This is a genomic window from Streptomyces sp. NPDC058678, from assembly GCF_042714835.1.
GTDB lineage: Bacteria > Actinomycetota > Actinomycetes > Streptomycetales > Streptomycetaceae > Streptomyces.
Map to the genome: position 1 here is coordinate 81,243 of NZ_JBHXSG010000031.1, position 14,166 is coordinate 95,408.

Annotated in this window: 13 protein-coding genes and 1 pseudogene; 9 read left to right on the forward strand and 5 right to left on the reverse strand. The window is 69.9% G+C overall.

Annotation, left to right across the window (positions count from 1 at the left end; translation table 11 throughout):
* Nucleotide 1: 1 nt before the first annotated feature.
* Both ACFWWR_RS26465 and ACFWWR_RS26470 read left to right on the forward strand, forming a co-directional pair.
* Entirely contained in the window at nucleotides 2–916 is a 915-nt protein-coding gene (locus ACFWWR_RS26465; protein ID WP_383866631.1) for a winged helix-turn-helix domain-containing protein, read from the forward strand.
* Nucleotides 916–1,656 (forward strand): HAD family hydrolase, encoded by a 741-nt coding sequence (locus ACFWWR_RS26470; protein WP_383866629.1) that lies wholly within the window; start codon nucleotides 916–918, stop codon nucleotides 1,654–1,656. Before ACFWWR_RS26465 ends, ACFWWR_RS26470 begins: the two co-directional genes overlap by 1 nt.
* Nucleotides 1,657–1,687: 31 nt before the next feature.
* On the opposite strand, the gene ACFWWR_RS26475 is transcribed toward ACFWWR_RS26470, so the two are convergent.
* Nucleotides 1,688–1,879: a hypothetical protein gene (locus ACFWWR_RS26475; RefSeq protein WP_383866628.1), complete on the reverse strand. Its 192-nt coding sequence runs from the start codon at nucleotides 1,877–1,879 to the stop codon at nucleotides 1,688–1,690.
* 205 nt (nucleotides 1,880–2,084) lie between these two features.
* On the opposite strand from ACFWWR_RS26475, the gene ACFWWR_RS26480 reads away from it, so the two are divergent.
* The 6 genes from ACFWWR_RS26480 (at nucleotide 2,085) to ACFWWR_RS26505 (ending at nucleotide 8,774) form a co-directional block, all read left to right on the forward strand.
* On the forward strand, nucleotides 2,085–2,894 hold the full coding sequence (locus ACFWWR_RS26480; RefSeq protein WP_383866626.1) for a winged helix-turn-helix domain-containing protein: 810 nt from the start codon (nucleotides 2,085–2,087) through the stop codon (nucleotides 2,892–2,894).
* Nucleotides 2,895–3,096: 202 nt separating this feature from the next.
* Nucleotides 3,097–4,296 (forward strand): phosphotransferase family protein, encoded by a 1,200-nt coding sequence (locus tag ACFWWR_RS26485; RefSeq protein WP_384305644.1) that lies wholly within the window; start codon nucleotides 3,097–3,099, stop codon nucleotides 4,294–4,296.
* Complete coding sequence (locus tag ACFWWR_RS26490; protein ID WP_384305646.1) at nucleotides 4,286–4,990, forward strand: HAD family hydrolase; 705 nt, start codon at nucleotides 4,286–4,288, stop codon at nucleotides 4,988–4,990. The genes ACFWWR_RS26485 and ACFWWR_RS26490 overlap by 11 nt, the downstream gene beginning before the upstream one ends.
* Nucleotides 4,991–5,090: 100 nt before the next feature.
* Complete coding sequence (locus tag ACFWWR_RS26495; protein ID WP_383866620.1) at nucleotides 5,091–6,056, forward strand: phosphotransferase; 966 nt, start codon at nucleotides 5,091–5,093, stop codon at nucleotides 6,054–6,056.
* Entirely contained in the window at nucleotides 6,053–6,667 is a 615-nt protein-coding gene (locus ACFWWR_RS26500) for a TetR family transcriptional regulator (protein ID WP_384305649.1), read from the forward strand. The genes ACFWWR_RS26495 and ACFWWR_RS26500 overlap by 4 nt, the downstream gene beginning before the upstream one ends.
* A 73-nt stretch (nucleotides 6,668–6,740) precedes the next feature.
* Entirely contained in the window at nucleotides 6,741–8,774 is a 2,034-nt protein-coding gene (locus ACFWWR_RS26505) for a HelD family protein (RefSeq protein WP_383866616.1), read from the forward strand.
* Between the two features lie 417 nt (nucleotides 8,775–9,191).
* Here the strand turns inward: ACFWWR_RS26505 and ACFWWR_RS26510 are convergent, their stop codons facing one another.
* Nucleotides 9,192–10,124 (reverse strand): NAD(P)-dependent oxidoreductase, encoded by a 933-nt coding sequence (locus ACFWWR_RS26510; protein ID WP_383866791.1) that lies wholly within the window; start codon nucleotides 10,122–10,124, stop codon nucleotides 9,192–9,194.
* A 20-nt stretch (nucleotides 10,125–10,144) separates the two neighbouring features.
* Here ACFWWR_RS26510 and ACFWWR_RS26515 point away from each other — a divergent pair, with 20 nt between their 5' ends.
* Nucleotides 10,145–10,483, forward strand: coding sequence for a winged helix-turn-helix transcriptional regulator (locus ACFWWR_RS26515; RefSeq protein WP_383866614.1), 339 nt, complete (start codon nucleotides 10,145–10,147; stop codon nucleotides 10,481–10,483).
* Between the two features lie 172 nt (nucleotides 10,484–10,655).
* On the opposite strand, the gene ACFWWR_RS26520 is transcribed toward ACFWWR_RS26515, so the two are convergent.
* The 3 genes and pseudogenes from ACFWWR_RS26520 to ACFWWR_RS26530 all read right to left on the reverse strand — a co-directional run.
* Nucleotides 10,656–13,052, reverse strand: a complete 2,397-nt coding sequence (locus ACFWWR_RS26520; protein ID WP_384305651.1) for an ATP-binding cassette domain-containing protein — start codon at nucleotides 13,050–13,052, stop codon at nucleotides 10,656–10,658.
* A gap of 82 nt (nucleotides 13,053–13,134) precedes the next feature.
* Complete coding sequence (locus ACFWWR_RS26525) at nucleotides 13,135–13,551, reverse strand: VOC family protein (RefSeq protein ID WP_384305654.1); 417 nt, start codon at nucleotides 13,549–13,551, stop codon at nucleotides 13,135–13,137.
* Nucleotides 13,552–13,743: 192 nt separating this feature from the next.
* Nucleotides 13,744–14,160: pseudogene (locus ACFWWR_RS26530) on the reverse strand (helix-turn-helix domain-containing protein); the annotation flags it as partial.
* Between the last annotated feature and the right edge of the window lie 6 nt (nucleotides 14,161–14,166).

The following is a 14,166-nucleotide window of genomic DNA, read 5'->3' on the forward strand; positions in this document are numbered from 1 at the left end:
GATGTCGCAGGCAGCCCTCGGCAGCCGTAGCACCGAGCGGAGCCCGACCGTGAACCCGGAGAACGCGACAGTGAACGTCAGCCGTAAAGCCTCGCCCCAGGAGATCGCCGCGGAGCTTCGTAAGCGCATCAGGGCAAGCGTTCTCAAGCCGGGGGAGCGCCTGCCCACCCAGGCTGAACTCGCCGAGGAGTTCGGCGTGGAACGCGGTGCGGTCCGTCAGGCGTTGGAAGCGCTCCAGGCGGACGGTCTGTTGGATCACCGGGGCAGGGGAAGTCGCGCGCGAGTGGCGGAGCCCGCAGAGGACGTGCAGGGGCCCAGAGCGGCCCTGGTGTCCCTGGGGCCTCATCTGGAGGCGGCGTTCACCGATCCCGAATTTCCCGACGTGCAGATCGACGCACTTTGCTTCACCGCCGAGACGCTCATGCACGGGTTGAACCACATGCGCACGGTCATAGAGGACGGGAAGGTGAGCCCCCGCTCGGTCAGGGTGCGGTGCCTGCTCCCGAGCCCGGACAGCGAACTGACGTTTCCGGTCCCGGTGAGTCAGCCGGAGCACAGGGAGGCGGTGCAGCGGGAGGTGATGCTCCAGATCGATCACCAGATCCGCATCATGCGAGGCGCCTTCCGTTCCCTGCGTGAGGTGCACGGACTGGATGCCGGCGCGGCCTTCCGCCGGATCAGGAACACGCCCCTGACAAAGAGGTACATCCTGAACGGCACGACGGTGCTCGAAGGCCTGTACCACATCGACACCTATCCGAAGGAGGTCCAGGGCGTCGGCCAGATCGACGTCCGTGACGTGCGAGGTCTCAGTTCGCCGCTGTTCGTCCGGCGCGACCCGGCGTTCGTGGCGGAGACCCGGAAATGGTTCGACGCCCTCTGGGAATCGATCGCGGATTCGCCGACACTCGCTTAGTGACTGCTGAGACCGGACAGACCGACGTGATGGAAAGCGAGTTCGAGAGCCTGCAGGAGTTGGTCGCTCAAGCACGGTATGTCCTCTTCGACTTCGACGGTCCGATTTGTCGTCTGTTCCCCGGCAGTTCGGCGGAGGCCATCGCGCGGGACCAGGTGGAATGGCTGAGGAAGCGCGGGCTGTACGCGGTGCTGACCGAGGAGGAGCGGGTGCGCCCGGACCCACACGGCGTGCTGAGCACGGTCGCTCGTCGTCAGCCCCCGGACAGCGACCTGGTGGTCGAACTCGAAGAGCAGCTCACCCAGCACGAGTTGAAGGCCATACGCGATGCCATGCCCACAGCCTGGGCGGACCCGCTGATCCGTACCTGGGTCGCCGTCGGCGTGCGACTCGCCATAGCGACCAACAACTCGGCCCGTACGGTGCACTCCTACTTGAACGGGAGAGGGCTCATTGCCTGTTTCGCCCCGCACATATACGGCCGGACACAGGATCTGAGCCTGCTCAAGCCGCATCCCGAAACCCTTAATCGGGCGTTGCGAGCGATGGGGGCGCCTCCGGAGAGCTCGCTGATGATCGGTGACACCGTCTCGGATCACGCCGCCGCGCAATCCGCGGGTGTCCCCTTCCTGGGCTACGCGCGTACGTCCGCCAGGGAGCAGCAGTTGCGTAAGGCTGGGGCCCAGAACGTCCTGCGCTCGTTGGAGCCGCTGCTGTCTGTTGTGCGTGAGCATTCCTGATCTCCGTCAGGCCGATCCCGAAGGTGTCCGGCTAGGCCTGGGTCATGAGGAGGAGCAGGAGGACGGCGCCCGTGGCGGCGCACGTGGTGTTGGCCGCTTTCAGCCCAATTACCAGGAGCAGAAAACCTACGGCCCCCAAGGCGCCGTACGCGCCCTGCACTGTCGTTTCCACGACGATCAAGGTCACACCCCCCAGCAGCTCCAGCTCCTCCTTGGCCTTCATGGCGCCCCCCGTTCTGTCAACTTGCCTGTCAATTGGACTGCTTAGCCTGGCAAGTTGACTGTTCCCTGGATGCTTGATCGGCTAACTGCCCGTCCAAAGAAGAGGTTTATTGGCTCGTGGTGGTGTCATCGAACCCGCAAGGCGGTAGGTTCGGTATGTGACTGTTCCGGAGAGGCGCGAAGGTGGCGGGCGGAAGTACAGCCGCGTGTACAACGCCCTTTGGCTGAGGCTGGTGGACGGGACGTACCGGGTCGGCGACGTGCTGCCGACGCAGCGTGACCTCGAGATCGACTTCCAGGTTTCCAGGGACGTCGTGCAGAGGGCGCTCAAGGACCTCGCCCAAGAGGGCTGGATCGTTTCCAAGCGGGGCAGCGGGAGCAGGGTCGTCAAACGGCCCGTGGACGGTGCCGTGCAGGGCGATGACGCGCAGGTGCGGCCCACGCTCTACGAGTACATCGGCGAGGCCTTCAAGGAGTCCGAGGTGTCACTGGAAGTGGTGGCGCTGACTGCGGAGTCCTTCATCGGGCACTTCAACTCGCAGACGGAACTGGTCGAGGCGGGACGGCTCACTCCGCAGCGCGTGAGTGTGCGGATGCTGCTCCCGTCCGAGGAGGCGGACCTGGAGTATCCCCGGGCTCTGGATCCGCAGGACGACCGCGTCCGTCAGCGGTGGCGGAACAGGGTGCGCCGACACGCGGCGGAGATGGGGGACTTCTGTGACCGGTTGAGGGCGAAGGGGGTCGAAACCGATCTCGAGATCCGCAGAAGGCCGTGGACCCCGCAGTTCAAGCTGATTCTCCTCAACGACACCGACGCCCTGGTGGGCCTCTACTCCCCGGTCGTGGGCCCCATCAGGCTCGACGACGGCACGAGCGTCAACGGGGCCATAGATGTCAAGGGCGTGGGGGTCAACCTCCACCACTACAAGAGGCGTGTCGAGGGGCCCGAGGACGACTCGCAGTACGGCGACTACCGAGAGTGGTTCGACAGTCGCTGGAATCTGAGCGCCCGGTAGCGGCTGATCGCGGCTGAAATCCGCAGGTGGTGACGCCCTCCTTCAATCCCGACAGGAAAGGTGTCCAAATAGTGGCTATCGGTGAGAAGGATCACACGAACCGCTACTCTCTGCGCCCATGTCGTCCCCTCTGCCCCGCGGAGCGCACCAGGCACTGGTTCGCCTCTTCGCGGAGCTGCAACGGCGTCGCTCCGGCGGCGAAGTGGTCATCGGCCACCACAACAGAAACCACATTTTGCCCCTTGGGCAACCGCTCGCGTATTTGCTGGGTATGGATTCCGGACAGATCCGTGCCAAGTTCCGGGTGCCCGTCGAAACGGTGGAGGTCGTACCGCGGCTGTGGAGCGAGTCGGAGGTACTACGGGCGATGAGTCCGCGGGTGGGTGAGGTTCCGCGCTGTCTGGCGGACTTCGGAGCCTGGTCGCTGCAGGCCTACCTCGCGGGGCAGGCGCTGGCCGACGAGACGCCGAAAGGGCCGGTCGGCGTCGGCCGGCTGTCGGCGCTGGCGGAGTTCTTCGCCCGCCTTGTCGGTGTGCCGCACGACGCTCTGCCGCATCCTCCGTCCGATTGGCCCGGAAGTGGTGACAGCATCGGCTTCCTGCACCGCCTGGCGCGGTTCACGGAGCACCAGGTTCACCTGGCCAATCGGCCGCGTTTCGGGCGGTTGTTCGATGCGGTGGGCGTGCCGCGCGACATGGTGAGCCAGTTTCTGCGGTCCGTACCCGAACTCACACCACGGCCGTTCGCGTTTCTGCACACGGACGTCCATCGGGCCAATGTGGTGGTGACGCCGACGGACGAGGGCGAGCAGCTCTCCGTCATCGACTGGGAACTGACGCTCTACGGGGATCCACTCCACGACCTCGCGACCCATCTCGTCCGAATGGACTACGACCGCAGCGAGCACGAGCTCATGGTCGGACTGTGGACCGACGCGATGCGGGAGGCGGGCCACGGGGACAAGACGGCGGGCATCGACCAGGATCTCGACCACTACTTGGGCTTCGAATACGTGCAGTCCGTGTTCCCCGACGTGATGCGGGCGGCGCTCGCCCTGCCTGACGATCCCGCGGCCGAGGACTTCGCGCAGGCGGCGGAGCGGGTGTGCGGTGCCCTGGGAAGAGCCTGGGCGCCGCTCGGGCTGAAGGGCGAACCCGTGGACGAGTCGACGGCCGCCGAGGCGGTGCGCGAGTGGCACGAGAAGGACCGCGCGGACGCAACCGACCGGGGTTTCTTCGGTCGGGCCGACCGGGCGCGTCCCGCGCGGGCCGTCGGCCGGCGGTGTCCGGACGCCGATCACCCCAGAGGAACCGCCCGGAGACTGCGCAGGCCGCAGGTGCAGGAATCGGCCGTCGATGTCGGGGAGCTACTGGTGGAAGGCCTGGAGAGGCATGGCTGTTGAGGTCGACGCGGTAAGGGGTGGCGGAGCACTGCTCTCGGGGGTCCGCGGGGTTCTGTTCGACTTCGACGGTCCGGTCTGCCGGCTCTTTCCGAACGGGTCGTCGCTGCCCGTCGCCGACGAACTCAGGGCGCTGCTGGCGAGGGCGGGCGCCAAGCAACTGCTGACGGCACGCGAGGAACAGGGCAAGGACCCCCATGCGGTCCTGCGAGCCGTGCACCGGGCGAGCCCGGAGCGCGAGGATCTGGTCGACGCGCTGGAGGAGCACGTGAGTGTGAGGGAGGTGGCCGCCGCCCACAAGGCGTGGCCCACGCCCGGCGCGGCCGAGTTGATCCGGCGACTCTCCCAGCGTGGACTGCGGCTCGCCGTGGTCACCAACAACTCGGCCCGGGCGGCCTCCTCCTACCTCGAATCCCACGGTCTGCAGGGCTGTTTCGACGTGGTGCACGGACGTACCCGCGACCTCGACCTCATGAAACCGCATCCCGACGTCGTCGTCCGTGCCTTGCGGAGCCTGGGGCTGCGCCGCGAGGAAGCCGTGATGATCGGCGACTCGCCGGCCGACGTGAACGCGGCCCGGCGGGCGGGAGTCCGCTTCATCGGGTTCGGGCGCAACAGCCACAAGGAGTCGGAATTGCGCGGTGCAGGGGCCCCGGTGGTGCTCAACTCGTATGCTGTTTGGCTTGATGAGAGGTGACGACGCGGCACCTGATACCGCTGGACGCGCCCGTCGGCGTGCGAGCGAGGTGGCCGGGGGCCAGCCCCTGCTTGGTCCCCTTGAGGGCTACCACCATGAGATGTACGCCTTCCTCCTGCCGCCGAACGGGTCGGACACCGGCCGGGGCCGGTGGAAGGTGCGGGAACCGCGGCCGAACCTGATCTGGTTCGACCGGCGGAGTTTCGCGGACGAGGAGGAACTCCTGCATGCCCTGGCCGGCCGGGTCGGAGGCGTTCCGGAGGTGATCCGCGTCGGGTCGGTGGTCCTCCAGAGATACATCGAGGGCGAGACGCTCGGCTCCCGGTTCCAGCCGGGCACTCGGGTACCGGCCGCTGTCGTGTCGCAGCTCCTGGAACTGGTGGCGGAGCTGGCCGCGATACGCCCCGACTCCCTGCCCGTCCGGTGTCTGGCCGAGGAGAACGTCGACGGTGACAGCCAGGGCTTCATCGAGCGACTGGTGCTCTTCGCCGAGGAGGGCGTGTACGCCCGCAATGAGCACAGGTTCGGCAGCCTCTTCCGGGACCTCGGAATCGGCGCGGACGCGTTCAGGCGGCTGCGCATGTGTGTGGCGGGAGTCTCCGAGCGTCCGTTCCACCTTCTGCACGGGGATCTGCACCGAGAAAACCTGATCATCGATCCTGGCGCCCGGCTGTGGGCCATCGACTGGGAGCTGGCCGTGTTCGGCGACCCGTTGTACGACCTTGCGACGCACCTGTACCTGATGCGCTACCCCGAGTACCAGCACCGCCACGTCGCCGAACGCTGGGCGCGGTCGATCGAGTCCACGCTCGCGGGTGCCTCCCGCGGCTGGCAGGCCGATCTGCCGCGCATCCTCGCCTTCAAGCGGGCGCAGTCCGTCTTCACGGACGTCATCAGAGCGGCGGTCGACCTGGGCAACGGCGCCACGCTCAGAGCCACGGTGCCACGGCTGCGCAGGGTTCTGCGAGCCGGCGCCGAGCCGCTCGGTCTGTCCGCGGTACCGACTCCGTGGGAGACGGCGGTCGCCTTGACGCGCTGGCGCCGGAGCTACGCTGCGCAGTCATGAGTACCGGCAACGTGGGACTGCGCGAGCGCAAGAAGCAGCGGATGTACCAGGTCGTGTCGGACCTCGCGATCCGGCTGTTCCTGGAGAAGGGGTTCGACGCGGTCTCCGTCGCCGAGGTCGCGGCCGCGGCGGAGATCTCGAAGCCGACCCTCTTCCGGTACTTCCCGGCGAAGGAGGACCTCGTGCTGTACCGGTTCGCCGATCACGAGGGGGAGGCCGCGCGGGTGGTGGAGCGGGAGGAGGCGCCGCCTCTCGTGGCGCTGCGGCGGCACTTCCTCGCCGGGCTGGAGCGGGACGACCCCGTCACCGGGCTCAATGACCATCCCCAGGTGCTCGCCTTCCACGCGCTGCTCTACGGGACGCCCGCGCTGGTCGCCCGGCTGTACGGGTACCAGGAGCGGTCGGAGGCCGCGCTGGCCGGGGCGCTCGGCGGTGACCTGGACGCGCGTCTGGCAGCCGGGCAGATCGTGGCCGTACAGCGGATCCTCGCGCTCGAGAACTGGCGGCGGATCGCGGACGGGGAGCGGGTGGCGGACGTGAGGGGGGACGCGGTGGCCGCGGCGGAGCGTGCGTTCGGGGTGCTGGAGGCGGGGTTGCCGCACTTGGCATAAGAGAGGGGCTCGCGCCTTTCGAGTCTCGGTAAAAAAATTAACTCGGTTACGTTATTCCGCTACGCTCGCTGGAATGACGTCACCCGACCCCTCCCTCCGGGACTCCCTCCGCCGCGAACGCGCCCACCACGACCGCTGCCGCGCCGCCCTGACCGCCATGGTCGACGGGGCCGGCGAACACGTCGTCACCGGCGAGGACGTCTCCGCCTCCGGTGCCGACGCCGAGGTCCTCGGGTACCGGCTGCGCAGCCGGGCCAAGGAGATGCGGGAACTGCCCGAAGGGCCTTTGTTCTTCGGGCGGCTGGACTTCGCGGACGGTGAGCACGCCGGGCAGGAGTATCACCTCGGGCGGCTGCGGATCAGCGAGCACCCCGCCGCGCCGCCCCTCGTCGTCGACTGGCGCGCCCCCGTCTCCCGTGCCTTCTACCAGGCGAGCGCCGGTGACCCGCAGGGCGTCGCCGTCCGCCGCCGCTTCGGCTGGGCGCCCGGCAGCCTGGGCGACTCCGCCGACCTCACGGGGCTGGAGGACGAGCACCTCGGCAGGGGAGAGAGCCGGGCGAGCGACATCGTCGCCCGGGAGATCGAGCGTCCCCGCGTCGGCCCCATGCGGGACATCGCCGCGACCATCCAGCCCGAGCAGGACGATCTCGTACGAGGGGACCTGGCCATGTCGGTGTGCGTGCAGGGCGCCCCGGGCACCGGCAAGACCGCGGTCGGCCTGCACCGGGCCGCCTACCTGCTCTACACCCACCCGCAGCGCATCCGGCGCGGCGGACTGCTGATCCTCGGGCCCAACCGCACCTTCCTGTCGTACATCGCGGCGGTGCTGCCCGCCCTGGGCGAGACGGGCGTGAGGCAGTCCACGCTCCTGGAGGAGATCGCCCGGCACCCGGTCGGCGGGGCCGACGACGAGCGGACGGCCGTCGTCAAGCACGACGTCCGGATGGCGCGGGTGCTGCGGCGGGCGCTGTACGCACGGGTGTCGGGGGAGGGGGCGGCCGGGGATCTCGCGGTGCCCGACGGGTCGTCCCGGTGGCGGGTGGCCGCGGGTGAACTCGCGCGGATCCTGGACGGGGTACGGGCGGAGGAGCCGCCGTACGGCGTCGGGCGGGAGCGGGTGCGCAGCCGGGTCGTGCGGAGTGTGCAGCTGCGGGCCGAACGGCGGGCGGGGCCGCAGAGCGCCGCCTGGGTGCAGCGGATCTCGCGGTCGCGGGCGGTCGGGGGGTACGTCGACGCCGTGTGGCCGCGGGTCCGGCCCGAGGAGGTGGTGGCCGAACTCCTCACCGACCGCGAGGTGTTGGCGGCCGCCGCCGACGGGCTGCTGGACGCCGACGAGCAGAAGGCCCTGCTGTGGGCGAGGCCACCGCGCTCGTGGAAGTCGGCCCGCTGGTCGGCCGCCGACCTCGTCCTGCTCGACGAGGTGGCCGGGCTCGTCGAGCATCCGCGGGCCTACGGCCATCTCGTCGTCGACGAGGCGCAGGACCTCTCCCCGATGGAGTGCCGGGCGATCGCCCGCCGGGCTTCCTTCGGCTCGCTCACGGTCCTCGGCGACCTCGCGCAGGGCACCACGCCCTGGGCTGCCCGGTCCTGGCTCACGACCCTGCGCCACCTGGGGAAACCGGACGCGGCCGTCGTACCGCTGACGACCGGCTTCCGCGTGCCGAAGGCCGTGGTGGCCCTCGCCAACCGGCTGCTGGCGAGGCTGGACGTGGACGTCCCGGCGGGGGAGTCGCTGCGCGGGGACGGGGAGTTGCGGATCCGCCCGGTTCCGGCCGGTGACCTGCTCGGCGCGGTCGTGGACGCCGTACGGGACGCGTCGGCGCACGAGGGGTCCGTCGGGGTGATCGCGGCCGACGCGGACGTCGACCGGGTGCGAGGGGCGCTTGACGCGGCCGGGATCCCGGCCGCGGGCCCGGACGCGCCGGCCGCCCGCGTGAGCGTCGTCCCCGCGACCCTCGTCAAGGGCCTCGAGTACGACCATGTCGTCGCCGTCGAGCCCGCCGCCGTCGCGGAGGCGGAGGAGCGGGGGTTGCACCGGCTGTACGTGGTGCTTACGCGGGCCGTGTCCCGGCTGGAGGTGGTGCACGGACGGCCGCTGCCGTTCTAGACGCCCGCCGCTTACCCCTGACGCGTAGGGAAGCGGGAGCTACTTCTCCTCCTCGTACGTCGGATGGGCCTTCAGCCCCGCCGCCGGGCGCTCGGCCTCGCGACGTGGGCGGCGGCCGGGTCCGTGTCCTCCGGGCGGGGCCCTGGCCCACCGCGGCGGCAGGGTCCGTGTCCTCCGGGCGGGGCCCTGGCCCACCGCGGCGGCCGGGTCCGTGTCCTCCGGGCGGGGCCCTGGCCCACCGCGGCGGCCGGGTCCCTGTCCTCCAGGCGGGCCCTGGCCCACCACGACGTCACTCGGAGGCCGGGCACCTGACTTGCTCGCGGCTCGAGGCCGACCCGGCAGTCATGGGGGGCACGGGTAGCGGCCCCGCGCATGACTGCCGCCATCGAGTGTGGCCGGAGCCCTCGGCGGAACCCCTCAGCGACGGCTCAGCAGTTCCGTGACCCGCATGAACCCGTCCGTGCCGTGGCCGAGTGCGATGACTCGGCGGGCCAGTCCCTCGGTCGCGCGCATCACGTTCGCGTCGATGCCGTGGGACTCGGAGGCCCGGACGATGTGCTCCATCGACGACGCAGCCGAGGTGATCGGGTTGAGCTCGCCGGAGAAGGTGCCGCTGTCGACGTCCCGCGCGAACTCCTCGAAGAGCGGCGGGAGGATCGCGGCGATGCCCTGGGCGAAGGGGGCGAGCTCCCGGGCGGTGATGCCCTCCGCCCCTGCCACCGCCAGGGCGTGCGCGTAACCCGCCATCGCCGTCCAGAAGATGTCGAGCAGGGCGATGTCGTAGGAGGCGGCCCGGCCGATGTCCTCACCGAGGTGGGTGTGGGTGCCGCCCAGCGCGTCCAGCACGGCCCGGTGCTCCCGGTAGAGCTCTTCGGGGCCGCTGTGGAGGAACACCGCCTCGGGTGTCCCGATGGTCGTGGTCGGCGTCATGATCGCGCCGTCGAGATAGCGGATGCCGTGGTCGGCCGCCCAGCCGGCCGTGTTCCGGGCGCGGTCGGGGGTGTCGGCGGTCAGGTTCACGACGGTGCGGCCCTTGAGGGCGTCGGTGACCGCCTCGTCCCGCAGGACGGCGTCGGCCGCGTCGTAGTTCACCACGCAGACGACGGTCAGCGCGCTCGCGGCGACCGCCTCCGCCGCCGACCGCGCGTCCACGGCCCCCTGGTCGACGAGCTCCCGGTCCCTCCCCGGCGTGCGGTTCCAGACCGTGACCCGCAGCCCCGCGTCCAGTAACGCGCCGGCGAGGGCACGGCCCATCGGCCCCAGTCCGAGGACGGTGACGGCAGACTGGTCGGTGGACTTGGACATGCTTGAACTCCTTTGAGAACAGTGACGATGCGTAAAAGTGACGATTCGTGAGGAATGGGGCGAGGATGACGCGCGCGCGTGCCCGGGACCTGAACGTGTGTGGAGTGACCGCCGCGATCTCGGTGATCGACGGCAAGTGGAAGACCGCGCTGCTGTGGCTGCTGGAGTCCGGCCCGTACCGGCCGGGTGAGCTGCGGCGACGGCTGCCCGGGCTCAGCGAGAAGGTGCTGACTCAGGCGCTGCGCGAGATGGAGGAGGACGGCTTGGTGCACCGGGAGGTGCACGACGTGCTGCCGCTCAGGACCGAGTACTCCCTGACCGAATTCGGCCGTGAACTCTCCGAGGCACTGGCCCCCCTTTCCGACTGGGGCCACCGTCGCCTGGAGAAGCTGGCGGCCCTTTGACGGCCGACGGCTGTCCGGCCACCACCAGCCTCGTCCGTGCCGCCGGAGCTGCCAAGTACCCACAAAAAAGTGGGTACTTGGCGCCCCGTCTCAGCTACGTCCGGCCCTCGCGGGGGCGTCGGCGCGGGCGGCCCGACCGCCGTGGCTCGCCCGCTGCCCGCGAGGGGGCCGGTCAGGTGCCGACGTAGGCCGCGAGGTGCTCGCCGGTGAGGGTGGAGCGGGCGGCGACGAGCTCGGCGGGCGTGCCCTCGAAGACGATCTCGCCGCCGTCGTGGCCGGCGCCGGGGCCGAGGTCGATGATCCAGTCGGCGTGCGCCATGACCGCCTGGTGGTGCTCGATGACGATGACCGACCTGCCGGAGTCGACGAGCCGGTCGAGCAGGCCGAGCAACTGCTCGACGTCGGCGAGGTGGAGGCCGGTGGTCGGCTCGTCGAGCACGTAGACGAGCCGGTCGCCGCCCTTCTCGGCCATGTGGGTGGCCAGCTTGAGCCGTTGCCGCTCGCCGCCGGACAGCGTAGTGAGCGGCTGGCCGAGGCTGAGGTAGCCGAGCCCGACGTCGGCGAGCCGGTCGAGGATGCGGTGGGCGGCCGGCGTGCGCGCCTCACCGGTGCTGAAGAACTCCTCGGCCTCGGTCACCGACATCGCGAGCACCTCGCTGATGTCGCGGCCGCCGAGGTGGTGGTCGAGGACCGACGCCTCGAACCGCTTGCCCTCGCAGTCCTCGCAGGTGGTGGCCACGCCGGCCATCATCGCCAGGTCGGTGTAGATGACGCCGGCGCCGTTGCAGGTCGGGCAGGCGCCCTCGGAGTTGGCGCTGAACAGGGCCGGCTTCACGCCGTTGACCTTCGCGAACGCCTTGCGGATCGGGTCGAGCAGTCCGGTGTACGTCGCCGGGTTGCTCCGTCGCGAGCCGCGGATCGCGCTCTGGTCGATCGACACCACGCCCTCGCCGGCCGGGATCGACCCGTGGATCAGCGAGCTCTTGCCGGAGCCGGCGACGCCGGTGACGACGGCAAGCACCCCGAGCGGGATGTCGACGTCGACGTCGCGCAGGTTGTTCGCCGACGCGCCGCGGATCTCCAGCGTGCCGGTGGGCTTGCGCACCGTCTCCTTGAGGGAGGCCCGGTCGTCGAAATGGCGGCCTGTGATGGTGCCGCTGGTCCGCAGCCCTTCGACGGTGCCCTCGAAGCAGACGGTGCCGCCTCCCGTACCGGCACCGGGACCGAGGTCGACGACGTGGTCGGCGATCGCGATCGTCTCCGGCTTGTGCTCCACGACGAGCACCGTGTTGCCCTTGTCCCGCAGCCGCAGCAGCAGGTTGTTCATCCGCTGGATGTCATGCGGGTGCAGCCCGATGGTGGGCTCGTCGAAGACGTAGGTGACGTCGGTGAGCGAGGAGCCGAGATGGCGGATCATCTTGACGCGCTGCGCCTCGCCGCCCGACAGCGTGCCCGACGGCCGCTCCAGCGAGAGATAGCCGAGACCGATCTCCACGAACGAGTCGAGGCTGTGCTGCAGCGCGGCGATCAGCGGCGCCACCGACGGCTCGTCGAGATCGCGCAGCCAGGCGGCCAGGTCCCTGATCTCCATCGCACAGGCGTCGGCGATGGAGATCTTCCCGATCTTCGAGGACCGGGCCCCCTCGCTGAGCCGGGTGCCGTCGCACTCCGGGCACACGGCGAACGTCGTCGCCCGCTCCACGAACGCGCGGATGTGCGGCTGCAGCGCTTCGATGTCCTTGGACAGCATCGACTTCTGGATCTTCGGGATCAGACCCTCGTACGTCAGGTTGATGCCGTCGACCTTGATCTTGGTCGGCTCCTTGTGGAGGAGGTCGTGCAGCTGCCTCTTCGTGTACGTGCGGATCGGCTTGTCCGGGTCGAAGAAACCGCAGCCGGCGAAGATGCGGCCGTACCAGCCGTCCATGCTGTAGCCGGGGATCGTGAGCGCACCCTCGTTGAGCGACTTGGAGTCGTCGTAGAGCTGGGTGAGGTCGATGTCGGAGACCGTGCCCCGGCCCTCGCAGCGTGTACACATGCCGCCGGTGCGGTTGTACGTCGCCTTCACCGCCTTCTTGGCGCCGCGCTCGACGGTGATGGCGCCGCTCGCCCGGACCGAGGCGGTGTTGAAGGAGTACGCGCTGGGCGGGCCGATGTGCGGCTTCCCGAGCCGGCTGAAGAGGATGCGCAGCAGGGCGTTGACGTCGGTGGCGGTGCCGACCGTGGAGCGGGGGTCGGCGCCCATCCGCTGCTGGTCGACGATGATCGCCGTCGTCAGCCCTTCGAGTACGTCGACCTCGGGACGCGCCAGCGTCGGCATGAAGCCCTGCACGAAGGTGCTGTAGGTCTCGTTGATCATCCGCTGCGACTCCGCGGCGAGCGTGCTGAAGACCAGAGAGCTCTTGCCCGAGCCGGAGACGCCGGTGAACACCGTCAGCCGGCGCTTCGGGATCTCGAGGCTGACGTCCTTGAGGTTGTTCACGCGCGCGCCCCGCACGCGGATCAGATCGTGGCTGTCGGCGACGTGCAGCGCCGGCGGCTGCGTGTCCGTCCTCGTGACCGTGCTCATCGATCCTCCATCTGTCGGGCGGGGCGTCTGCGCGGTCTCTGGCGGGTGCGATCGCCGGTGTGGTGGCCGGCCTGCCGCAGGCTCACTCGGCGGGGCGCTGGTTGAAGCGCAGCATGTTGCCCGCGGGGTCGCGGAAGGCACAGTCGCGCACCCCGTACGGCTGGTCGAACGGTTCCTGCAGCACCTCGGCGCCCGAGGCCTGGATGCGCTCGAATGTAGCGTCGCAGTCGTCGGTCGAGAAGATGACGCCCCGCAGCATGCCCTTGGCCAGCAGCTCCGCCATGGCCTGCCGGTCCGCAGGCGAGGCGTTCGGGTCCGCGAGCGGCGGCTCGAGGACGATCTCCACGTCGGGCTGCGACGGCGAGCCGAGGGTCACCCAGCGCATTCCCTCGAACCCGACGTCGTTGCGGACCTCGAGTCCGAGCACGTCCCGATAGAAGGCGAGCGCCTCGTCGTGGTCGTCGACGGCGATGAAGCATTGTGAAAGTTTGACGTCCATGCGGCCACGCTACGGGCGGGCGGCGTCCTTCGCTTCTTCGTTTCTGACAGGTTCCGCGATGCCCGCCGGTTCCGCGTTGTCGACCGTTTCCACGGTGCCCTGCGGATCCGCGTTCTTGCCCGTTTCCGCGGTTCCCACCGGTTCGGCGTTCGTGAAAGTTTCCGCGTTCCCTGCCGGTGCCGCGTGTCTGACCGCTGCCGGCTTCCTGGCCGCTTCCGCGTTCCTGACCGGTCGCGTGAAGATCTTGGCGACGCAGGCCGGGATGGCCGCGCCCTGGTCGTGCCGGCGCGCCCGGTACGCGCTCGGGCTCTCGCCCACCAGCTCGGTGAACCGCGAGCTGAACGACCCGAGCGAGGTGCACCCGACGGCGAAGCAGACCTCGGTGACCGACAGGTCGCCGCGCCGCAGCAGTGCCTTGGCCCGCTCGATCCTGCGCGTCATCAGATAGCTGTACGGGGTCTCCCCGAAGGCGGCGCGGAAGCTGCGGGAGAAGTGGCCGGCCGACATGTGGGCCGCGCGGGCGAGTGCGGGGACGTCGAGGGGCTCCGCGTAGTCGCGGTCCATCTGGTCGCGGGCCCGGCGGAGCCGAGCCAGGTCCACAAGCGTCACCGGACC